Origin of the sequence: Membranihabitans maritimus (assembly GCF_021729145.1) — a bacterium.
Classification (GTDB): domain Bacteria; phylum Bacteroidota; class Bacteroidia; order Chitinophagales; family Saprospiraceae; genus Membranihabitans; species Membranihabitans maritimus.
Window position 1 is genome coordinate 250,179 of sequence record NZ_JAJSLW010000002.1, and the last position, 21,118, is coordinate 271,296.

Annotated in this window: 22 protein-coding genes and 1 pseudogene; 12 read left to right on the forward strand and 11 right to left on the reverse strand. The window is 36.9% G+C overall.

Annotation, left to right across the window (positions count from 1 at the left end):
* The first annotated feature begins 58 nt into the window (after window positions 1-58).
* From LVD47_RS03025 to LVD47_RS03065, 9 genes are all read left to right on the forward strand, one after another.
* On the forward strand, window positions 59-1,360 hold the full coding sequence (locus tag LVD47_RS03025) for a DUF4374 domain-containing protein (protein WP_439651981.1): 1,302 nt from the start codon (window positions 59-61) through the stop codon (window positions 1,358-1,360).
* 17 nt (window positions 1,361-1,377) lie between these two features.
* Window positions 1,378-2,871: an ankyrin repeat domain-containing protein gene (locus tag LVD47_RS03030; RefSeq protein ID WP_236974062.1), complete on the forward strand. Its 1,494-nt coding sequence runs from the start codon at window positions 1,378-1,380 to the stop codon at window positions 2,869-2,871.
* A 7-nt stretch (window positions 2,872-2,878) separates the two neighbouring features.
* Window positions 2,879-3,379, forward strand: a complete 501-nt coding sequence (locus LVD47_RS03035) for a DUF2271 domain-containing protein (protein ID WP_236974063.1) — start codon at window positions 2,879-2,881, stop codon at window positions 3,377-3,379.
* Window positions 3,380-3,391: 12 nt separating this feature from the next.
* Window positions 3,392-5,578 (forward strand): PepSY domain-containing protein, encoded by a 2,187-nt coding sequence (locus LVD47_RS03040; protein ID WP_236974064.1) that lies wholly within the window; start codon window positions 3,392-3,394, stop codon window positions 5,576-5,578.
* 738 nt (window positions 5,579-6,316) lie between these two features.
* Window positions 6,317-6,874 (forward strand): RNA polymerase sigma factor, encoded by a 558-nt coding sequence (locus tag LVD47_RS03045; protein ID WP_236974065.1) that lies wholly within the window; start codon window positions 6,317-6,319, stop codon window positions 6,872-6,874.
* Window positions 6,864-7,394 carry a hypothetical protein gene (locus tag LVD47_RS03050; RefSeq protein WP_236974066.1) on the forward strand — a complete coding sequence of 177 codons (531 nt, stop codon included), beginning with the start codon at window positions 6,864-6,866 and terminating at the stop codon, window positions 7,392-7,394. Before LVD47_RS03045 ends, LVD47_RS03050 begins: the two co-directional genes overlap by 11 nt.
* Window positions 7,357-8,454, forward strand: a complete 1,098-nt coding sequence (locus LVD47_RS03055) for a hypothetical protein (RefSeq protein WP_236974067.1) — start codon at window positions 7,357-7,359, stop codon at window positions 8,452-8,454. The genes LVD47_RS03050 and LVD47_RS03055 overlap by 38 nt, the downstream gene beginning before the upstream one ends.
* 9 nt (window positions 8,455-8,463) lie before the next feature.
* The gene (locus LVD47_RS03060; RefSeq protein WP_236974068.1) at window positions 8,464-9,141 is read left to right on the forward strand and encodes a hypothetical protein; all 678 of its coding nucleotides are present in this window, start codon (window positions 8,464-8,466) and stop codon (window positions 9,139-9,141) included.
* 164 nt (window positions 9,142-9,305) lie between these two features.
* On the forward strand, window positions 9,306-9,659 hold the full coding sequence (locus LVD47_RS03065) for an SdpI family protein (RefSeq protein ID WP_236974069.1): 354 nt from the start codon (window positions 9,306-9,308) through the stop codon (window positions 9,657-9,659).
* A gap of 1 nt (window position 9,660) precedes the next feature.
* Here the strand turns inward: LVD47_RS03065 and LVD47_RS03070 are convergent, their stop codons facing one another.
* Both LVD47_RS03070 and LVD47_RS03075 read right to left on the reverse strand, forming a co-directional pair.
* On the reverse strand, window positions 9,661-10,818 hold the full coding sequence (locus LVD47_RS03070; RefSeq protein ID WP_236974070.1) for a PepSY-associated TM helix domain-containing protein: 1,158 nt from the start codon (window positions 10,816-10,818) through the stop codon (window positions 9,661-9,663).
* A gap of 237 nt (window positions 10,819-11,055) precedes the next feature.
* Window positions 11,056-11,232, reverse strand: coding sequence for a hypothetical protein (locus LVD47_RS03075; protein WP_236974071.1), 177 nt, complete (start codon window positions 11,230-11,232; stop codon window positions 11,056-11,058).
* A 303-nt stretch (window positions 11,233-11,535) separates the two neighbouring features.
* On the opposite strand from LVD47_RS03075, the gene LVD47_RS03080 reads away from it, so the two are divergent.
* Window positions 11,536-12,036, forward strand: coding sequence for a DUF2480 family protein (locus LVD47_RS03080; RefSeq protein WP_236974072.1), 501 nt, complete (start codon window positions 11,536-11,538; stop codon window positions 12,034-12,036).
* Between the two features lie 5 nt (window positions 12,037-12,041).
* The gene (locus tag LVD47_RS03085; RefSeq protein ID WP_236974073.1) at window positions 12,042-12,590 is read left to right on the forward strand and encodes an NADPH-dependent FMN reductase; all 549 of its coding nucleotides are present in this window, start codon (window positions 12,042-12,044) and stop codon (window positions 12,588-12,590) included.
* Window positions 12,591-12,685: 95 nt separating this feature from the next.
* On the opposite strand, the gene LVD47_RS03090 is transcribed toward LVD47_RS03085, so the two are convergent.
* Both LVD47_RS03090 and LVD47_RS03095 read right to left on the reverse strand, forming a co-directional pair.
* Window positions 12,686-13,705, reverse strand: a complete 1,020-nt coding sequence (locus tag LVD47_RS03090; RefSeq protein ID WP_236974074.1) for an aldo/keto reductase — start codon at window positions 13,703-13,705, stop codon at window positions 12,686-12,688.
* Window positions 13,706-13,767: 62 nt separating this feature from the next.
* The gene (locus LVD47_RS03095; RefSeq protein ID WP_236974075.1) at window positions 13,768-14,568 is read right to left on the reverse strand and encodes an SDR family oxidoreductase; all 801 of its coding nucleotides are present in this window, start codon (window positions 14,566-14,568) and stop codon (window positions 13,768-13,770) included.
* A gap of 82 nt (window positions 14,569-14,650) precedes the next feature.
* On the opposite strand from LVD47_RS03095, the gene LVD47_RS03100 reads away from it, so the two are divergent.
* Window positions 14,651-14,992: a winged helix-turn-helix transcriptional regulator gene (locus LVD47_RS03100; protein WP_236974076.1), complete on the forward strand. Its 342-nt coding sequence runs from the start codon at window positions 14,651-14,653 to the stop codon at window positions 14,990-14,992.
* 103 nt (window positions 14,993-15,095) lie between these two features.
* Here the strand turns inward: LVD47_RS03100 and LVD47_RS03105 are convergent, their stop codons facing one another.
* The 7 genes and pseudogenes from LVD47_RS03105 to LVD47_RS03130 all read right to left on the reverse strand — a co-directional run bounded on the left by LVD47_RS03105 (window position 15,096) and on the right by LVD47_RS03130 (window position 21,076).
* Window positions 15,096-15,500 carry a hypothetical protein gene (locus tag LVD47_RS03105; RefSeq protein WP_236974077.1) on the reverse strand — a complete coding sequence of 135 codons (405 nt, stop codon included), beginning with the start codon at window positions 15,498-15,500 and terminating at the stop codon, window positions 15,096-15,098.
* A gap of 277 nt (window positions 15,501-15,777) precedes the next feature.
* Window positions 15,778-15,960, reverse strand: a pseudogene (locus LVD47_RS24295) (phage tail sheath family protein); the annotation flags it as partial.
* A gap of 6 nt (window positions 15,961-15,966) precedes the next feature.
* Window positions 15,967-16,590: a class I SAM-dependent methyltransferase gene (locus tag LVD47_RS03110; RefSeq protein ID WP_236974078.1), complete on the reverse strand. Its 624-nt coding sequence runs from the start codon at window positions 16,588-16,590 to the stop codon at window positions 15,967-15,969.
* Window positions 16,591-16,811: 221 nt separating this feature from the next.
* A complete protein-coding gene (locus LVD47_RS03115) occupies window positions 16,812-18,407 on the reverse strand; it encodes a T9SS type A sorting domain-containing protein (protein ID WP_236974079.1) in 1,596 nt (531 codons plus the stop codon).
* 121 nt (window positions 18,408-18,528) lie between these two features.
* Window positions 18,529-19,005 (reverse strand): Dps family protein, encoded by a 477-nt coding sequence (locus LVD47_RS03120; protein WP_236974080.1) that lies wholly within the window; start codon window positions 19,003-19,005, stop codon window positions 18,529-18,531.
* Window positions 19,006-19,186: 181 nt separating this feature from the next.
* Complete coding sequence (locus LVD47_RS03125; RefSeq protein ID WP_236974081.1) at window positions 19,187-19,849, reverse strand: DUF4386 domain-containing protein; 663 nt, start codon at window positions 19,847-19,849, stop codon at window positions 19,187-19,189.
* A gap of 216 nt (window positions 19,850-20,065) precedes the next feature.
* Entirely contained in the window at window positions 20,066-21,076 is a 1,011-nt protein-coding gene (locus tag LVD47_RS03130; protein ID WP_236974082.1) for an NAD(P)-dependent alcohol dehydrogenase, read from the reverse strand.
* Window positions 21,077-21,118 lie beyond the last annotated feature (42 nt).

The following is a 21,118-nucleotide window of genomic DNA, read 5'->3' on the forward strand; positions in this document are numbered from 1 at the left end:
AAATTTATTTTCAACCATTAGAAATTTAGCACTGATTGCCATCTCTGCATGGCTATTAATGTCTTGCGATAAAGAAGAAATTACACCAAATCCAGATCCCACTCCTGAGCCGACAGAATCCAGGTGGATTACTGTTGCTGCAGCCAGGATGGGCGATAATCCCGGTGATGGGAATGGAGGAACACTAATATATGCCATTGATAGTGAGGATGCCAGAGACCCATCAGTCTCAGTGGAGCCTTTTGACAACGGCTTTATAGTCCCGTCTAATCGGACAGCCAGATTACAGGCATCAGAAGACGGAAATACAATTTTCAATATTAGTTATGCGGGAGATACTGGAGGGAATTACTCTAAGTACAATGTAGAAGGTGGTCAGAATTTTGAGCAGACGGGTTCAGAAGTAAGTATTGCTCCTTATGTAGGCTCGGCCCCACGCTGGATCAAATTATTTGATGGCGACCAGACCGGCGCTGCCGTTTATGTATCGACCGAGCATGAAATCGATGACAATGGTACTCCTGATGATGTAACAGATGATACTTATTTGCGTACAGAAGCTACGATGGGGATAGTAACGTTGGATTTGGTAAATTCTTCAATAAAAGAATTTCAGGAGCACAGTATTCCTTTGACTGCAGAAGAAGAGGCGCAAGGGTACTATATTTCAAGAATTGATATGCCGGTTTTGAATGCTGCAGGAGATAAAATATATATCGGTGCCCGTCTAAGTAAGGTCGATCCCGAAACAGCAGAAAGAGATAATGATTATGAGATTTTAGGGTCAAAAACGATTGTATTGGATTATCCGTCTTTATTGAACCCATCTATTATTACCTCAAGTGTAGGTCATGGAAATACGAATGGATATCGCAGTATTAATGCATTTTTGTACGATGGAAGTGTTTACCAGGCAAATCAAAGTGATCCTGAAGGTTCACATATATTAAAAATCGATAGCGATAACCAGTATGATGATTCTTACGATTTTAACCTTGATGAAGCTTTAGGGGTAGAGGGCGCATATATTTTGGCCTGGAGACCGGCTGCTAATGGTAAAGCCGTTTTAGCGTATCGCCATGACGGGTCTGAAGAAGGCGTTGCCGGTGCACAGGGATTTTTTGCATTGGTTGATTTAGAGGCCAGAACAGCAGAACTAATTGATGAAATTCCGTATGACCCTGATTTTTATTTGTTCCAATATCAGGGATTTGCTGTATATGAAAATGAAATATTTGTTACCCAGGCCCCAGTTGGAGAGAATGGTAATATTTATGTCATAAATACCAATACAGGCGAAGTAACCAGGGGGGCAGAGCTGGTAAACGTGGAAGGAAGCCACTTCATAGGCACATTTTAAATTATAAAATAAAGGATATGAAACATACATGGATTGCTCTATTTTTCACATTTCCAATTTTTTTACAGGCACAATCAGAAAATATTTTTCACGATCGGTCTTTTTGGAGCACGCAACCCAATGTCGATGTAATACGACAAAAAATAGCTGAAGGTCACGATGCTGAAGCATTAGACCCCAATGCTTTTGATGCTGTAACAAGTGCAATCAATAGTGGCGCACCTCTCGAGACTATTAAATTTTTGTTATCGCTTGAAGGCAATGATGTAAATAAACATACCCACGATGGTAGAAACTATTTGATGTGGGCAGGAAGATCCGGCAATATTGAAATAGTAAAAATACTATTAGAAAAAGGTAGTCGCACGGATATTACGGATTCCCACGGATATAATTTTCTTACGTTTACCGCTGCATCCGGCAATACGGATATAGAATTATATGACCTTATTTTGGATCACGAAGTCAGTGTGCATTCAACGACCCGTTCAGGAGCCAATGTGCTTCATATCCTTGCAGCCTCGATTAAGGACAAAAATATGATCGATTATTTTGTAGAAAAAGGATTGGACATACACAGTCGCGATGATGAGGGCAATGGAATGTTTAATTACGCAGCAAAAGGGGGTAATATTGAGTTAATGGAGCATTTGATCAAAATGGGCCTTGATTACAAAAAATTAAATTCAAAAGGGGAAAATGCCCTCTTTTTTGCTACGCAGGGAAGCAGGGGGTATACCAATCCGCTAAGTGTTTACAAATTTTTGGAGGGACTCGGTTTTGAAGTAGATATTGTTAACTTCGACGGACAGACGCCAATCCATAATCTTTCCAGGAGCGCAAGAGATATGGAAATCATTAATTACTTTATAGATAATGGTGTAAATATCAATCAGGTAGACCGAAATGGAAATACTGCGTTTATGAATGCTGTTAGTGCAGGGAATACAGTAGTAGCTGAAAGTCTGTTATCGGAGGTAAAAGAAATTAATTTACAAAATAAGGAAGGATACTCAGCTTTGAGTTATGCGATTATGCGCAGTTCCGGGGAGTTGGTTGATTTGTTAAAAGTACATGGAGCAGATTTTAGTATCCTCGATGCTAATGGGAATAATTTAGTGTATCATCTTTTTAATTCTTATAGTAACAGGACGAAAGATGGGTTTGATCCACTCTTTGAACTTCTTAAGGAAAAAGGTCTGGGACTGGCAGAAAGTTTTGAAAATGGTAATACATTAGCACATATTGCCATTGAAAAGGAGGAAAAAGGATTATTAGTCAAAGCCATTGATTCAAATGTAGAAATCAATCAAAAGAACGATGATGGCTTGACTCCTCTACATCTTGCTGCAATGAAAGCAAAAAATAATGAGATATTGAATATCCTGTTAGACAGTGGAGCGGATAAAAGTATTTTAACGGAATTCGAAGAAAGTGCATTTGATCTTGCAAGTGAAAATGAGGCCCTTAAAAAGGCAAAGTTGGATTTGAAATTTTTGAAAATAAATTGATTTTACTATGAAATATTTAGGCTTCCTAGTGGTCTTATGTGCAATATCAATAGGACTTACTTCATTTGTTTCCCCTTTGGCAGATGGTGAAGAGAGACAATTTAAATGTATGATTCAATTAACTAATTATACAGGGGAAGGTGCTTATATAGTCGTGTCGGTCCTGGATAGTGAGGATAATTATGTCAAGACATTGAGGGTGCTTGGAGACGATGAAGAATGGTATCCTGATATTCCCACATGGTGGGAATTCCATGAATCCAAGAACAAACCCAACATAGATGGGATCACAGGTGCGACGATAGCAGGAGGGGAACGGTCAATTTTTGTTTTGGATATTGACGAATCGTATTTAAACAATGGATATCAACTTAGGTTTGAAACATCGGTAGAGCACCAGGACTATCATAAAGACGATTTAAAAATATCAATAAACGATGCATCTCTAAAAGGCAAGTTTGAAGGTACCGGCTATATCCGTTATGTTCGAATACTTCCTCAAACCTAGTTTTACAGACTTATGGTAAAAAGAATATGGAGGTACAGTCACTTTTTGCTGGCTGTATCTTCTTCTATTTTCGTGCTTTTGGCATCTATCACCGGGCTTTTCCTGGCTTTTGAACCTATTGAAAATCAATTGCGGGATTTCAAAGTTAAGGGAATCGAAGAAATACCTTTGAATCATGTCATTGATACCATGAAATCTACCTATGAAGAGGTGGTGGAGATAATGGTTACACCTGAAGGGTTTGTAAAAGCATCCGTATTTAGTATGGAGGAAGATTTGAGCGGAGATATATACATTAATCCTTATAACGGTCAAAAAATTGGGGATATTCCGGCAAAAAGGCCTTTGTTTGAGTTTATGACTACCCTGCATCGGTCTTTGTTCCTCAAAACGACGGGGAGGATTTTAGTTGGAATTGTATCATTTTTACTTTTCCTCATTGCAATTACAGGAACAATTTTATTTATCAAAAGGCAAAATGGAATTCAGAACGTCTTCAAAAGAATAACCAAAGACGATTTTTATCAATTTTACCATGTCATATTAGGTCGATGGACCTTGTTACCCATTTTAATCATAAGTCTGTCCGGAGTGTATTTATCACTTTTACGGTTTGATTTGGTACCTGAAGGCGAGCCTGTTGCGATACAAACATCTTCTGTAAATGGATCCAATAGTATGTCAGGAGTGCTGGAAACCATCAAATTGGGGGATATAGAAAGCCTGGAATTCCCATTTTCATCTGATGAAGAGGATTATTTCATTCTTACCCTACCTGATAAAAAATTGAGTATTAATCAGGTGACAGGTGCAATTGTAGAAACAAATCAATTTCCAGTTACTAAATCGGTAGCAAGGGTAAGTTTTAATCTTCATACCGGGACCGGTAGTATTTTATGGTCCCTGGTATTAGCCATTTCATCTGCCAATATTTTATTCTTTTTGTATTCGGGGTTTGCCATTTCGATTAAAAGACTAAGCAAAAAAATAAAAAATAGGTACAAGCCAAATGAGGCAGAGATTATTATTCTGGTGGGTTCAGAAAATGGCAGTACAAAATCTTTTGGACAAATATTTTACAGTGCATTATTAAATCAAAAGCAAAAAGTCTATTGGGAAGAATTGGATAGTTATCAAAATTTCCCCAATATGACGGACATGGTAATTCTGACATCTACATACGGAGAGGGGGACCCCCCGGCCAATGCAACCCAGTTTTTTTCAAAGTTTTTAGAAAATCCCCCGACCAGGAAATTTAATTTAGCCGTTGTCGGATTTGGTTCTCTGGCTTATCCGAAGTACTGCCAATATGCCAAAGATGTAAATGCTTTAATTAGCAAAAACGTAAATTGTGAATCTGGGAGGCCCATTTGCTTAATACACAATAAGTCATACACAAACTTTCAAACATGGGCTTCTTCCTGGGGTAATCACAAAGGTGTATCAATAGAATTGCCAGCTCAATTATCATCCCAGAAGAAAAAATCACATACTTTTTCAGTTAAAAGCAAAACCCTGGTAAATGATGATTTTAATGAAACCTTTACCCTCGAACTTGAATCTCCAAAGAAGCAATTTTCATCAGGTGATTTAATTGGGATACTACCGCCGGATTCCAACATAGAAAGGTGGTATTCCATTGCTAAATTAAATAAAAGAAGAATTCTACTCAGTGTGAAACGGCATGAAATGGGTGTTTGTTCCAATTATCTGAGAAATCTCGAAACGGGCGATGCACTTCATGCTATTTTCCGTGTAAATAAAGATTTTCACTTCCCCAGAAAAGCTAACAATGTTATACTTATTGCCAACGGTACCGGGATTGCACCCTATCTCGGAATGTTGTTTGATAATAAACGATCAATTCCGGTATCTTTATTTTGGGGAGGAAGAAATAATACATCATTTACGTTGTACAAGAAATGGATTGAATCTGCTAAATCTCAGGGATTGTTAACAGATTTTAAAATTGCCTATTCCAAGGAAGATGCCCCTTTTCGATACGTTCAGGATTTGATCCGGCATGAGGGAACATATCTTGCACATTCCCTGGAGAAGGGTGGTACCATTATGATTTGTGGATCTATTTCAATGCAAAATGAGGTTTTAGCTATCCTGGAAACCATTACACAAGACTACAACGGAAGAAATTTTAGTGATTTTCTCCAGAAAGGGCAAATTTTGATGGATTGCTATTAACCCGATCCCTGGGACTAATGATCCCTTGAGGTGACGAGGAAAGTAAACAATCGAGATAAACCATGGATCATAAAGCATGCCTTTTTATTCAGAGGATATCCTGTTAATAGGTGACGCATCCATGGGAATTTACAGGGAAGGAGAAAAGGGTCTTGCTATCCGGTGGGATTCTTCTCGATAAGCCATTACCTTCAGTTGTATTTTCAATGCTACAATCCATTTAATTATCATGTGCCAGACGAATTGTTGAAGGTTAAGGGGGGAGTGAAAGGAATATTCTAGGCTGCTTCCTGAATCTTTATCGCAATAAAGAAAAGGGGGAGCGAACGCAGTAGATATATCTTTCCGGTCTTAGCTTAAGGATTTACATTTTGGAGTTGCTACTTGGAAACAGCGACCTTCTTCCTAAAAATAGCGCTAAAGAGTCCACTATGTATTCGCCGCTTTTAGTCGAACCTTACTATTCTCAAATGCTCTGAATCCTAAAAAATTACCGGACTTAGATTAATTTCAATTTTAGTTCTTCTAATTACCCCAAGGATTAGCCTTTCCAAAAGGTTCTTTGGGAATGGTTAAATTCACGGTGTAAGAAAACTACAGGACTGACTGTTATCTGGACCTACCTACCCCCCTAGAAGTATATTTATATCTAAGAAATTTAAATTTATTTAAATTTCTTTTCTCATTGTGCAACGCTTTCAAAAATGAAAAGACTATATCAATAGAAGAAAAATATTTGTGAAAAACACAGTTGATCTATTAAATGATGAAAAAGTACTTGTGGAGCGTTGTGTCCAGCAGGATAGAAAGGCACAAAAGCGGCTTTATAAACGCTATGCGCGAAAAATGTACAACGTTGCTTACAGGATTCTCAGAGATGATGAATCAGCACAAGATGCATTGCAAGAGGGCTTTTTAGTGGTTCTCAGGGATATATCATCATTTCGGGGAGATAGTTCCCTGTCAACCTGGATTCACAGGATCATTGTGTATAAATCTATAAATATTTTGAAGAGAGAAAAGAATGTAAGCTTTGAAAAGGTTGAATCAGAATTTTCTGAGCCATTTGAATTTACAGTAGATGAATACAAAATTTCAATTGATCAAATAAAGGAAGCTATTGCGTCTTTATCTGATGGTTATCGAACCATTATAAATCTATACTTGATTGAAGGATACGACCATACTGAGATCAGTGAAATTCTGGGTGTCAGTGAATCAACTTCGCGGTCACAGTATCATCGTGGACGGAAAGCTTTACAGCAATTACTAAAAAATAAATTTTATGGACATTAACGATTATATACAGAAAAACAAAAGTGAATTTGATGACCGTGATTTTGATGAAAACCTGGTCTGGAATCGTATAGAAAAAGAATTACCACCACCCCGATTTAGAATTATTCCATTGTTGAAGCGAGCCGCCATTGCATGTATTATTATAATATCCGCTATTACCCTTTATCAATACGGGTACTATGAGGGCAGTAACAGAATGTTTAATGAGGGGCTTTCAGAATTGAATGCTATTGAAACTTACTACGGGCAAAAATACGAGGTACTAAAGTCATCACTGGAAAACAACAATACGTATGAGCAAACCACTAAAGATGCATTTTTGAAAACTATGGAAGTTCTGGAATTAGAAAATATAAAGCTAAAGGATCGGTTAAACAGAAATATTGATGATGAAAAAGTAATGATGGCTTTAGTAGAAAACTACAAAGAACAGATACAAGCGCTTGAAGATTTTTTGGGTAAATCCCAAATGGATAAAAATGAAAAAAATGATGATCGTGAATACTTATCGCTTTAGAGGGTTGCTTCTGTGGATAGTCTTGTTTTTTGTTGGCCACTCTTATGGTCAAACGGGAGCTACTTACCCTTTTGAGAAAACTCTTCATGTAACGACAGAGAACCTGGTTAATGTAGTGAATAATCTTGGGGATATACGTATTGTTGGTTGGGATCGGGAAATTATACAACTGGAAATCATTGTTCGGGACAGTAAAAATGGCAAAATTTTGCAACATACCAATGCTCTTACTCCTCAGATTATACGAACGGGGCAAGAAATAACGATTGCCATGAAATGGGAAGATCAGTCGGAAAATTGGTTTTCATCATGGATCAATGACAAAATAAAAAGCATTGGGAAGTCAGACTTTTGGGTCGGGTACACATTGAATGTCCCGAATACTATGGACCTGAATATTGTAAATGAATTCGGAAATGTATCCATTGAATCCTGGGATAGTGATTTATATATCGATCAACAACACGGCCAACTGGTCATTGATGGAAATATTTCAAATGCAAATGGTGTGTTGAAGTTTGTGGAGGCGAAATTTGGTTCCGTTTCGAGAGTGAAAATGGATCTAAAGCAAACTAATATAGAAGCTTATAGTATAGATGTATTTGAATCAGAATCCGTAGGGGGTGTTTATGAAATTGAAAATATCGGTCAGTTAAATCTTGTTTCATCAAGAGATGAGCTCAAAATAAATTATGCTGCCAGGTGTGATATTGATGCCAACTTTAGTGAGATAATAATTGATAGGTTGTCAGAGAGATCAAAATTTGAAATCCAGTTTGTGACAATGAATATTTTGGGATTTAGGGACGGTATTGTACCCCTGGATATCAATCAGCGAAGTTCTCAGGTGTCTGTTTTTGTAGGTGATGATCCATTTGAATTCAAAGGACAGGTGGATGGGGGTACCCTACGGTTGCCACTGTCAACCAAGATATTACAGGTCGAATCACTGGATAATAAAGATAAGCAAAAGAAAATTCACGCGCACTATGGAAATGGTGTGGGAGAGACTATCAATTTAATTTCAAAAAACGGGAATGTAATTTTTAAAAATCAATAATTAACAACAATGAAGATTAATATCATTTTTTTACTTTTAGTGACGGTAGGTTTATACGGGCAAAATGACCAGGAAGGTTATATTGAGTTTTCTGAAAAAAAGGTTGATGCGGCAGAAACATTTAGTTCTGGAAGTGGGACGCACGGTGTTTATCTTGGCATTCAACCCAAATTTGGGAAAATTGGAGATGACAATGCTTTGTTTTTCACTGGGCGGCTCGGCTATGTAACTAATAATAAATTGGAGATAGGAATAAGTGGGTCCGGATTTTATTCAGATCACAATCTTTCCAACCTCAATAGGAGGAAGGTCCTTACCGGGGCATATGGTGGATTGCACTTCGAGCCTATATTTTTCGGAAAACAAAAAGTTCATATGTCCGTACCCGTCATGATAGGAGGCGGGGCTATCGGATTTCTGGACAGGGATGATTTTGATATTGATCCGTATGATGATGAGTGGGATCCCTTTTTTCTTGTGGAACCCGGCGTAAATGTCGTTTTTAAAATATCAAATATAATACAGTTGGAAACAGGAATTACCTATCGCATGACAAGTGATGTCTTACTTGGTAATCAGCTGAACCTTGAAAATGTTAATGGATTATCATTTGGAGTTGGATTGAAAATGGGGGTATTCAATCTCGGTTCTCGAAAAATGGTTAAAACAAATGTCTCCACCGAATAGATTAGTTTGATACTTATTATCTTATGGTGGAAAGTTAAAAAGTAGTATCCATGATATCTGTAATATGCATACGGGGTTGATAATAAAATAGTTGCGGGTGTAAAATGTTGCCTGAAAATAATTATTTGAAATTACAATTTTAAGAGTTCAAACATTGATTACTAATGAATTTTTCACAACCTTTTTTTACTATTCTTATAATTTGTGGTACTGTATTTTTGATACTGGGTTGGATTCTCAGGAATAAACCTCCTAAAAGTATTAATTATTACTTTGGGTACCGAACTTCTTCTGCGATGAAAAGTAAGGATAGGTGGGATTTTGCACAATCCTATTCCGGTAAATTGTTGACAAATTCGGGTGGAGCTTTGGTCGTATTTGCTATTATAAGCCTGTTTTTTGAGATTCCCGAAACAGCTGGAAATATTATTGGAACGGTATTGACAGTTCTTGTGATTTTCATTATAATCTTCAAGGTAGAAAGGGCCCTTCGGAATAACTTTAACCAAGAAGGATAAATTATTCTGTAGTAACGCTATTTCCCGCATCTGTTTTTCGACTTTTTTTATTTCTTCTACCCCACCAGATAAGAAATCCTGTGATAGGTAGTGTAGAAATGAACAGCGTTGAAATAAAAAGTAATAGGCGTCCCCAGAATCCCAGGATATTTCCCAGGTGGATATCATACACTAATCCATTAAGGTAAGAATAAGTACTTTTGTCTGAGAAGGATCCCGGTTTAAACGAGCCACTTATTTGTTTACCGGAATAGCGGTCATAATAATAATGATCAGTACTATATACTCTTTGATAGGAATCTATTACCGTTATATGAATAGGATCCGTTTCCGAGTGAGGCATAGAAATATTGACTGATTTTTTCGGGAAATTCCTTCGAAACTGTTTGGCCAATTTCTCCATTATATCTACTTCACTTAGTATTTTGACCTTTGATGGTTTTTTAGATCGGGGGGTATCGTATTCAATTATTTGCTCTCCCGTTACCATTTGTAATGCATTTTGTACTCCGCTAAACCCCCAAAAAATCCCGGTAAGTACTGAAAGAATGCCAATCCATAGTGAATAAAACCCCAAAGTTTTATGTAAATCATAATTTATTCTTTTAAATCGACTTCCCCATTTAATTTGTAAGGATCTGGCCATCCCCTGTCCATTCCTTGGCCACCACAAATAAATACCCGTGAAAAGTAAAATAAAAGATATCAACGTCACCCAATGTACAACTTCTTCACCAACCTTCCCCAGAAGCAAATTTCGATGTAAGGGAACCAATTTATTTAACCACCCCTTTTTCATGTCTTGTAAATGGATAATTTCTGCGCTGTATGGGTTTAAGAATGCATAATAATAGGTTCCCGGAACAAAGAGTAAAACCTTAGTTGCGCTAATGCTGTCTCCAAAATGAATAGTGCGAAAATCCCCTTCAGGAAACGCTTTCTCAAGCACGGATTTAAACTTGGGAATGGGGGCAAATGATCTTTGTTCGTTTTCGACCTTTTCTTTGTATAAAAGGCTGCTGATTTCTGGTTTCCAGGTCAATATGGCACCAGAAATACAAATTATGAAGAATAATAGTCCAGTTCCTAACCCCAACCAAAGGTGTATTTTCCCAAATACTTTTTTAATCCGGGTTCCAATGGAGTAGTTTTTTGACATATGGGTAAATTAGTAAAAAAAACACAAAGAGTTGTCTGAATGTAATTTGTGAGATGAAGAGGAAAAAAAATTACAGCAAGAAATCAAACATAAGTTTGCATCATTATTTTAAAACATTTAGTTAAATACATTTTGTATTTAAATTCCTCCAGGGGCCTTTCGGCTAAGAACTTTATATGAGTGTTCGACTGAGTTCACGACGAAGTCCTTCGGATTGCTCAGTGAGTCTTTTTGCTCTTACTTGTCTGCCAGCGAAGGACAGGCAGGACAAAGGTCTGCTGAGGCTCCACATGGATACGGATCCACAGTGCCGACCAGAGGAGGGCAGGTTCCGCAGATAATTTGATAGATTAAGGCAAACTCTAATTTTCCCGGCATAATTTCAATGGGCAGAACACCGATTAATAAGACCATATTATTCCATTAGTACTTTCAAAAATTTAATAAAACAAGTGATCACTTGTTTTATTAGTAATCTATCTTTACCTTTACAGGTAAATAATTTTAAAATTAAAGTATAAGTTATAAATTACCCGAATTGGTTTGGTTGAAGGATGCGTTGGGAATTTAAGTTGGTATTGAAACGAAGACTATTTATCACCGGTATCAGGATGAGGTAAGGATTTCTCATAAAGGTTTGGAAGAACAATATTCAAAATCAAAAACTTGCAATTATGGTATATATAATGGATGCAAAATTTCTCAAAAAAAGAATAAATGACGGGAAAAACCATATCTAACAAAGTCGAGAGAAGCGGAATTATTCCGGTTAATCTACAGGATTATGAGCCTGAAATAAAAAGCATTTTTTTTGATATAAAAGAAGGTTTGTATATGGGGTTGATGTTGAAGGAAAAAGAGTTTAAGGCTTTTCTTGCCGAAGTAAATTGGGAAAAATACAGGAATATGCCTGTCGCCATAGGTTGTTCTACTGACGCCATAATACCATCCTGGGCTTATATGTCTATTGCGGAAAAGCTTTGTGGTATAGCTACTCAAATAGATTATACATCTCCCGGTCAATTGGACCTTCGTTTATGGAAAGAGCGGATTGAAACTACTGATTTCAATCATCTTGAAGGTCAAAAGGTAGTGGTGAGACAGAACCAGAATATAGAGCCCCAGTTGTATTTGGCAATTACCAATAAACTCAAACCATTGGTGAAAACGCTTATGTATGGTGAAGTAGGGCTTCCTAAAGTGATTTATAAAAAATAAGAATAATGAAAGCATTGATATTTAACGGTGCATTGGAACGTAGAAAAGATACTACTTCTGAGCGATTATCGGACTACTTAAGTGAAGAACTTAATAAATTGGAAATCGAAACCAATGTATTCAAAATTGCAGAATCAGGAGTACCACTATTTGATGTTTCCATACAGAATACACCCAATTCGGTAGTATTAATGAACCATATATTTCGGGATGCAGATGTTCATATTTGGCTTACACCCCTTTATCACGGCAGTATGACAGGTGTCATGAAAAACTGCCTGGATTGGTTGGAATATAGCGCCGATCAACCCAATCCATACCTTACCGGTAAGGTAATCGGATTGGTTTGTTGGGCAGATGGCGTACAGGCCATGCAGGGAATCAACGCAATGGATGCTGTTGCCAAGTCTTTAAGGGCATGGACAGCACCTTTGAGTATCCCCATTCAACGCAATGAATTGTTTGATGACAACGGGAATATAAATCCAAAATATGAAAACAGGTTTGAAATTTTATTACAATTGTTAACCCGCGGAGTTCAAACTATATCGTAAATAGCAGTCAGCGATATGTTCTGGAAAAGAGTGAAAAATATTTGCCGTTTCACCCACTACATTCGTTTGGTACAACCCCTGGGCGGTAATTATTTTTACATTCGATAGCCACTTTGCTGCCGGACCATCCAACCGGGATATTGCAATGGAAGAGGACTAATTTCATCTATCTCTTTCAAATCATTATCTGATAAATCAATAGTTACAGATTTAATATTTTCATTTAATTGGTCAACAGTTTTTGCACCAATAATAGTACTTGTAATGCCGCGTTGTTGGCGTACCCAGGCTAAAGCCAATTGCGCGATACTTGCATCATACCGGTTTCCCATTTCTTGCAAAATATCCACTAAATTGTATGCTTTTTCTTTGTCAACAGGTGGAAAATCAAAGTTACTACGTCTCGCACCTTGTGTAGTATTTTTTCTGGTGAATTTTCCCGTAAGAAAACCGCCGGCCAATGGACTCCATGGGAAAATAGATAGATTGTGTTCGACGGCCATTGGTACTAATTCGTGTTCAATATCTCGATTGACTGCAGCGTAATGATGTTGTAAGGCGATAAACTTGTGCCAGCCTTTGTATTGTGCTATAGCTTGTGCTTTTGAAATTTGCCAGGCATACCAATTACATACGGCGATATAACGAACTTTACCCGTATTCACAATATCATTCAGTGAATGCATGATTTCTTCAATCGGTGTTTTCGGATCAACGCCATGCACATAAAGAATATCGATGTGCTCTAATTGCAATCGCTTAAGGCTTGCATCAACCGAATTGAAAATATGATATCGTGAAAGTCCTGCACTATTGGGCTTTTCATTCATTTTTCCCAATACTTTTGTGGCAATTATTACTTCATCTCTCGGAATTCCCAGATCTTTCAATGCTTGTCCCAGAAGTTGTTCTGATTCACCAAACGAATATACATTGGCCGTATCAATAAAATTGATTCCGGCATCAAAAGCGGTTTTGATTAAACTATTTGCTTCTTTTTGTTCTACATTTCCTATTTTCTCCCAAATACCACCGTTCTTTCCACCAAATGTCATTGTGCCCAAACAGAGTTCAGAAACCAATAGCCCGGTGTTACTTATATATTTATAGTTCATGTTGTTATATTTTTATTTTTTAATTGAAATGTCTGAAGGAATTATCTTCCCGAAATATTTTTTTAATTGTTTTGTAAGTTCAAAAACCATTTCTTTATTTCTTTTCTGAAATTTTCCGCACCTAATTCCAAACGTTGATTAAAACGCTTTTCAGCAGTTTCTCCGGCAAGGTATCTTAGTTGGTCTTTCCCATCTGTTGTTGCTTCATAAATCACAGCAGCAATTTCCTCGGGGGTGGAAGGGGTACTAAATCCACTAATTGTTTTTTGAACCATTTCATCATATATCGGATCAGATCCCAAATCTAAAGAGCGTCCAGAAAAATCGGTTTTTGTTCCACCCGGTGCTATGGTTTTAATGATAATGTTGAATGGTGCCAATTCAATAGACAGACTTTCACTCCAGCCTTCCAATCCCCATTTCGTGGCATGATATATACTACTGAACGGGAAAGCCACAAGTCCCGCTATGGAGGTTATGTTAAGGACCATTCCGTTTTTCCTTTCCCTGAAATAAGGGATAAATGCCTGTGTAACCCTCATTGTACCCAATAAATTCGTATTTACCTGTTGCACAATTTGTTCATCGTTAAGTGTTTCCATTGCTCCAAACAGCCCATACCCTGCATTGTTCAGTATAACATCGATGGATCCCAATGAAATTGCACTTTGTACCGTTGATTTTATTTGTTTGGTATCGGTTATGTCCAGGGGTAAAATAGTAACATTGCGGAGTTTTGATAATTCTGTTTCTTCTTCGGGTTTTCTCATCGTAGCGATGACCCTCCACCCTTTTGATTGAAACAGCCTGGCGGATGATTTTCCGATACCTGATGATGCTCCTGTAATAAATATTGTTTTCATTTTTATGTTTTAGAATTCAAATATAACCTACAAAAAGTATACATTAGATACTTGTATCCTAAAGGATACTTATTCTATTATTATGGTGATTGAAGAAGAAAAATTTAGGGGAAAAATTCAAGCCATACAAGATACTATGTATGTGCTTGGAGGAAAATGGAAATTGCCTATAATCCTTTCCATCTTTGGTGGGAACAAACGGTTTAATGAAATTTCAAAGTCAATTCCTAATATTACTAACAGGGTATTATCCAAGGAGTTGAAGCATCTTGAAGAAAATTTATTGATTAAAAGGACGGTCATTGATGATTACCCTGTTAGGATTGAATACACGGTAACAGCGTATTGTTTTGGCATCGAAAAGGTGGTGAAACAAATGGAAAGTTGGGGAAAAAAACATAGGGAAAAATTAGGGTTAAAGTAAAAGATACACCCTAAATACAATATTCAGGCAAAGTGATCGAACTGATATTCAATGTAGTTAAAAGTAATGATCTAATGCAACGTCCTGCCCAACTCTTTTAGTTTCACCCGGCAAAGAAATCTCTTATCATGGCTTTTATTTGGTTATCTGTCATACTATCTGCATTCTTATGATCCTTTACTTTGGCAAATAAGTCTGGATAGGATTTTGCAAGCTCGTTGTTCAGTTTTTCTCCGGTTTGGGCAGGTCCAAAAATTACTATGGCATCCGAACCTTTTATTGTATCAGCAATTAATTTAAAATAACCTTTATATTGGTGCTTTTCACGTTCCAGATATTTACTGTCTTGCACAACATCCTGGGGGCCCCCTTTCATTCTTGTTCCGCTTCCTCCTTTCGGACGGTACTCATCGATGTCTGATTCAATGGTTTCGAATTTTTCTACGTCATCATCCAGGGTAAGAATCTTAGCTACTCTTTTGTCAATCCAAATTCCTGTTTTCTTCATTTTTTTGTGTTTTAGGCGTTCATTATTCAATGTTGTATATGGGGCATAGATTGTGTAAGTTTTCATTTTCATCGTCAAGTAAAACAGCTTGAAAGGAATGTATTGCCTTTGATACTAATATATTAAATTTAGAACAAATATTAATGTAAAAAGCTAGTGATCTAGTTTAAATGGACATTGCACAATTTGGATAATCAGTTTGAAATGTTTCCTGGTGTTCCCTTTTGATACAAGTATAACTCAGTTTGGCAATTAATGATCATTGCAGACTGCATACTTTCCAAATATTGATTAAGAAATTGGTAATCATAGCATTTACAGTTTTCCAGGAGTTTTTGTCATTGGGCTCAAAAACAAATGCCTTTTCAGCAAATTTTCATGATTGCTCGAGAAAAATAATAGTTTTTCTTACAGAGATATATCTCCATTCCTGACTGTTTCCATCAAGGGTTCTTACGCCTCAAATTCATGACCCCTTTTTAAAGGAACAAAAAACAAAATTCTGGAATACACCCGAAGGAGTTTTATGATCTATCTCTATACATATTCTTTTTTTAAATTCATGTTTAAATCGGTTCGTTAGCTCCGATTCAGAGTATTGTTTGATTTCTAATCCACTGCATTTTTTTGGTCCCTTTTCTGAAAATGTGCCCAATACCAGAATCCCGGCTGGATTGATATGGCGACTGGCAGTTTCTATATAGGAGGAAATTTCATCTTCTCGGGTCAAGAAATGATAGGCTGCTCTATCATGCCAAAAGTCATATTGTTCCGTGGGGTGAAATGAAGAAATATCAGAGATAATCCAATTTACTTTATTTGCTCTTTGTCCTAAACGTTTTTTTGCCCTGTTTATAGCAGTTTCAGAAATGTCAAGAACGGTGATGTCTCGATATCCCATGTCGACTAGATGATCAACTAAAAGGCTGTCTCCCCCACCAATATCAATTACTTTAGCGGTTTTGGATACTTTGTATTGTGTGAAAAAATCTATTGAAGTTTGTGGTATTGGTTCATGCCAGCTAACATCTTTTAATTCTTTGGTTTGGTATATCGATTCCCAATGGGATTTTCTATTAAAAACTTTCAAATATTTTATTTTATGTGTGGTGTAAATAGGCATTCAAGTAGTTACAAGATGATGCTTTGGCAAAGTTTATTCCATTGAAGTAGGCTTTTGGGGGATTATAATTTTACGGCATTTTCCCCATCGCACCTTTTTTACGTAATAAGCGGAAAGGTAAATGACCTTTTTGACAATGATTGGCCAAATTCCCTTATAATTACAATCCCTTTCTTATTTAATTTTTATCATTTAAAAATAAATTTTTGTGTTGCTTTTCCATAGGTAGTTTGAATCGAAATAGCATAGACACCACTCTTTAATTGATTGCTAGCATTTAAAGTATAGGTGTTGTTTCCAGAAGATTGATTTTCTAGAAAAACATTTCTAATAGTCGCACCCTGCATATCATACATGGTTAATTTAACATCAGAATCCTTCTTTAAAAAATAGTCAACGACAAAATGGCCATCATTTGGGTTGGGATTAACGGACAAATTCAAACTTCCTGTCTCCTGAGGATTCCCTTCATAACCAGAATAAATCGTATTGGTTAAATATACTTTATATATTTGGCTATTGGCAGTACTTTGTGTGCCATCATTGTTCCAAAAAATATTGGCTTCTGAGCTAATAATACCTCCAAAAATATACCCAATCAAAGTGCTATCTCTTGTAATTTCATCGAGTTTATAAACGCCGTTATTATATAGAGATTGATTCACATTGGGAATGAATTCTGAACCCGCACCCAATAAAACTGGCATTTCAATAGGAAGTTTATATTCAGTCATTTTTCCATTTGCCTCCCTTGTGACTCTTGCTATTGTTTTTACAAAAGGAACATTATTATCTTGAACCAATATCCCAGCACTATCATAATACTGAGCTATCCCTCCAAAAAAGACAGTGTGCATTTCATTTTCACTTGATGAATATAAAGGGATGGTAGCACAGTGATAATGGTTATAATATTGTAGAAAGGAATTGTTTACTGAATAATTACTGCTGTCTACAGTGACTGAATTTAAAAAAGGTAAATTAACGGTTGGCTGAAATACGCCGGAAAACATGGTGATTCCTTCTTCGCCATTGGGTAATATTTGTGGAGCAGCATTATAGTCCCTTCGATGTAAATTTTCTGCATCCGTATAAGAAGATAAATGCTGTACAACAATATTTACTCCATCATCCTGTAACGAAAACCTTCGTATTTGATTAGTATATTCCTGATAAAATGTAGGGTTATTCATAGGGTTGTATCTTCCTAAAAATATTTGTCCTCCCAAAAGATAATATATGTCATATATTTTTTGCAACTGCCCCCCTGTAACCTGAAATCGGGGATCTTCAATTTGCCTAAAGTACATTGAAAAATTCAATCCATTAACAATCGCATTTATAACATCGGGAACTTTTATAGCGGTAAGATAGGGATAGGTGATATGATTGCCTTGCGTTGTACTATACCCGTACCCTCCAATTATATATAAATAGGCCCCCTCCTGGTAAAAGTTCATATTGGTAGAACTCAAATGCTCTTGAATGGAAATCGGCAATGAAGATAATGGAGCACCCCATTTTTCATGGGAGATAGGATCTACTACTATAAGTTGATTGTTGTGACCAGCAATGTCAAATGTGGCCCAAGGCTGTCTTTGATGCAAGCCATCAAGTCGTCCACCTACCAATAACCACTTTTCTTGATCTTGCCCAAATGCAAAAGATTGAAGTCCTCCTAATTCAGAAATATTAAATGGCTCCAAAGCTATTGTAAAGGGTGATTGGGAATAAACAGTTATGTTTAACAATAAGAACCCAAGTATTAATCGTAGATTATTCATTTCCTTCATTTGGTTTATATAGGATCTCTTATGTCCGACCCTTTGAAGGATGGACTATGGTTTAGTACATTAAACTCATTAATCGCATATAGTCACATATCACAAAAGAATTATTCCAATTCTACCGGTTCAAAAATGAGGAATACATCCAAACTAACTTTTCTTGTTCTCGAATGTAATCACTCATTAATGCATTAGTACCTTCGTCATCTGCATCAGATGAGATATCAAGCAATTCACGTTGGAGAATAATGGTTGTTTGAAAGGATTCCAATATATCTTCAACCGCCTTTTTGCCGTCGCTGACCTGCAGGCTTTCTTTAATCGTAGAAATATTTCTATAGTCTGAATAATTATGTTGAGGGGAATGACCCAGGGTTAGAATCCTTTCTGCAACTTCATCTATCTTTAAAATCAAGTCATTGTATAACTCTTCAAATTTCACATGAAGTTCAAAAAACTTTTCTCCTTTTATGTTCCAGTGATACCCTCTGGTATTTTGGTAAAAGATAGAATAGTTTGCTAATAACTCATTGAGTTTTTCAGCTAATAATTTTGATTTTTCCGTGTCTAATCCGATTGCATTTTTACTTTTCATTTGCCTGATTTTATGGTTCATTCCAAATATAACGATATTCCTTTTGTTGAAGCGTAACAAAGGTTACATATAGATTCTCATATTTGATCTAAGTTGTGTAAGTTTTAATTTCGAATTGTATGTAAGGGAAATATTAATCCAATGGTCAGACTATTGATAGATACAGTACAATATCTATTTTCTATCTTCCCCCTTTCAGAATTAACCAAATGGCCAATCCCAATTCACTTATAGCCATAGGAATTCCGAGGATCAATTCAACCGTGGCAATGGTGTTTGAGGCTTCGGGGATTGCCGACTTTACTCCATGTGTAATGGTGTAACTTACTCCGGCTATATAGAGCAATAGGCCTATCCATTTAGGTGTTGATTTTGAATAAATTGACAGGTATCCCAGCCCCATTAAATGAAATCCAAATACAATAAGACCAAGAGACCAGTATTTTTCAAAGGCACCAAGCAAATTTGCAATAGCTAATGCATCGGGATTTACAAAGTGTAATATTTGCCATGCATTTACCAGGTGGTAGATGGCAAATGCCAGAATGATGGAGTAAATAATACGCACAAGGCCCGTAGCGAAGGAAACTTTACTATTGACTGGAGTAAAGAATTTCCAAAGACTCCAGGCAACCAAAATATCTGCCATCAAAATGACAAACCATCCTATTATCCCTCTCTCAAATAAATCGGTTGCTTTTTTCAGATTCATTAATGTAGCATTGGAGTCCCCGGGAACAATTAGCCTGTTTTGAACGTAACCATAGGAGTAGGCTGCAGCTATAGCCATAATTATAAGTGCTGTACCCGATAGTATAGCGTAATTTCTTTCTATTATTTTCATGATTAATAGGTTGTAATGTCTTTGATATTAGGTGAACGAGAAGGCTTATTTATAAATAATAACGTGAGCTCGACGAATAATTGATTTTGTCATTATTCTGCGAAAAATGCAAATATCAATGCCAGAATCGACGTTTTACCTTGATTTCCATCCCGGGCTGGCACCCCGGGTTATTTATATTTCGCTTCCCGACAATTTCATGTCGGGACAGGCACTTCAGAGCTCTTTTTTCTCTGTCGTACTCGCATTAATAATAACAACATTGCCTTTTTTACGACCTGTGTCAATATAGGCATGGGCCTGGGAGACCTTTTCCAGTGGATATTGCCGGTCGATTACAGATTTTAGCTTCCCCTCCTTAAAGATTTTAACTAATTCTGTTAACAGTTCTTTCAGCTCCTCTTCTTTCTTCATACCTGTCGCTTCGAATCGCGCTTTCTTTTTGCCAAATATTGTGGTAAGAAGCATTTTTACCAACAAAGGGAATTTTAAAACCGGTGAAATATACGCTCCGTTTTTCGTCAGAATACTTTTTGTTTTATCAAAAGAACTTTTTCCAATAGTATCGTAAATAAGGTCGTATTGTATCTTTCCTTTAGTGAAATCTTCTTTTGTATAATCGATTACATGATCTGCTCCCAGGGATTTCACCATGCCCACATTCCTGTAGCTGCATACTGCGGTAACTTCCGCACCCATATATTTTGCAAGTTGAACAGCTGAGGTTCCCAGGCTTCCGGAAGCTCCATTAATCAGTATTTTCTGTCCGGGTTTTAGTAGTCCCACGTTTTTCAGGAAATTGATAGAGGTCAAATTTCCATCACAGAAAGTTGAAGCACTCTCATAGCTTAGGTTCTCGGGCTTGTGGAGAATTACACCTTTCTCCGGGACAACAGCATATTCGGCATTAGTACTAAAATTAGTAGTAGTTTCACCAAATACCTGATCTCCAAGGTTGAAAGAAGTAACATCAGGGCCTATTTCTACAATTTCACCCGCAAATCCGGTACCTGGAATAGTATGTTTAGGTTTGCGAAGCCCCAAGATCAAACGACCTATAAATGGTTTCCCTGTTCTCATCATACTGTCTGCTCTTGTGGCGGAGCTGGCGTGAATTTTCACTAATACTTCTCGGGTTTTAGGTTTTGGTATTTCTACTTCCTTACAATGGATTACTTCAGGAGATCCGTATCCCGATAATACGGCTGCTTTCATTTTTCGGTCCATAACATTCAATTTTTGATTCGAAGCAAAGATCGAATGATCATC

Coding starts and splice junctions, on each gene's coding strand:
- LVD47_RS03025 (WP_439651981.1), top strand. CDS start 59: ATGTCTTGCGATAAAGAAGAAATTACACCAAATCCAGATCCCACTCCT.
- LVD47_RS03030 (WP_236974062.1), top strand. CDS start 1,378: ATGAAACATACATGGATTGCTCTATTTTTCACATTTCCAATTTTTTTA.
- LVD47_RS03035 (WP_236974063.1), top strand. CDS start 2,879: ATGAAATATTTAGGCTTCCTAGTGGTCTTATGTGCAATATCAATAGGA.
- LVD47_RS03040 (WP_236974064.1), top strand. CDS start 3,392: ATGGTAAAAAGAATATGGAGGTACAGTCACTTTTTGCTGGCTGTATCT.
- LVD47_RS03050 (WP_236974066.1), top strand. CDS start 6,864: ATGGACATTAACGATTATATACAGAAAAACAAAAGTGAATTTGATGAC.
- LVD47_RS03055 (WP_236974067.1), top strand. CDS start 7,357: ATGAAAAAAATGATGATCGTGAATACTTATCGCTTTAGAGGGTTGCTT.
- LVD47_RS03060 (WP_236974068.1), top strand. CDS start 8,464: ATGAAGATTAATATCATTTTTTTACTTTTAGTGACGGTAGGTTTATAC.
- LVD47_RS03065 (WP_236974069.1), top strand. CDS start 9,306: ATGAATTTTTCACAACCTTTTTTTACTATTCTTATAATTTGTGGTACT.
- LVD47_RS03070 (WP_236974070.1), bottom strand. CDS start 10,818: ATGTCAAAAAACTACTCCATTGGAACCCGGATTAAAAAAGTATTTGGG.
- LVD47_RS03075 (WP_236974071.1), bottom strand. CDS start 11,232: ATGGTCTTATTAATCGGTGTTCTGCCCATTGAAATTATGCCGGGAAAA.
- LVD47_RS03080 (WP_236974072.1), top strand. CDS start 11,536: ATGACGGGAAAAACCATATCTAACAAAGTCGAGAGAAGCGGAATTATT.
- LVD47_RS03085 (WP_236974073.1), top strand. CDS start 12,042: ATGAAAGCATTGATATTTAACGGTGCATTGGAACGTAGAAAAGATACT.
- LVD47_RS03090 (WP_236974074.1), bottom strand. CDS start 13,705: ATGAACTATAAATATATAAGTAACACCGGGCTATTGGTTTCTGAACTC.
- LVD47_RS03095 (WP_236974075.1), bottom strand. CDS start 14,568: ATGAAAACAATATTTATTACAGGAGCATCATCAGGTATCGGAAAATCA.
- LVD47_RS03100 (WP_236974076.1), top strand. CDS start 14,651: ATGGTGATTGAAGAAGAAAAATTTAGGGGAAAAATTCAAGCCATACAA.
- LVD47_RS03105 (WP_236974077.1), bottom strand. CDS start 15,500: ATGAAGAAAACAGGAATTTGGATTGACAAAAGAGTAGCTAAGATTCTT.
- LVD47_RS03115 (WP_236974079.1), bottom strand. CDS start 18,407: ATGAATAATCTACGATTAATACTTGGGTTCTTATTGTTAAACATAACT.
- LVD47_RS03120 (WP_236974080.1), bottom strand. CDS start 19,005: ATGAAAAGTAAAAATGCAATCGGATTAGACACGGAAAAATCAAAATTA.
- LVD47_RS03125 (WP_236974081.1), bottom strand. CDS start 19,849: ATGAAAATAATAGAAAGAAATTACGCTATACTATCGGGTACAGCACTT.
- LVD47_RS03130 (WP_236974082.1), bottom strand. CDS start 21,076: ATGGACCGAAAAATGAAAGCAGCCGTATTATCGGGATACGGATCTCCT.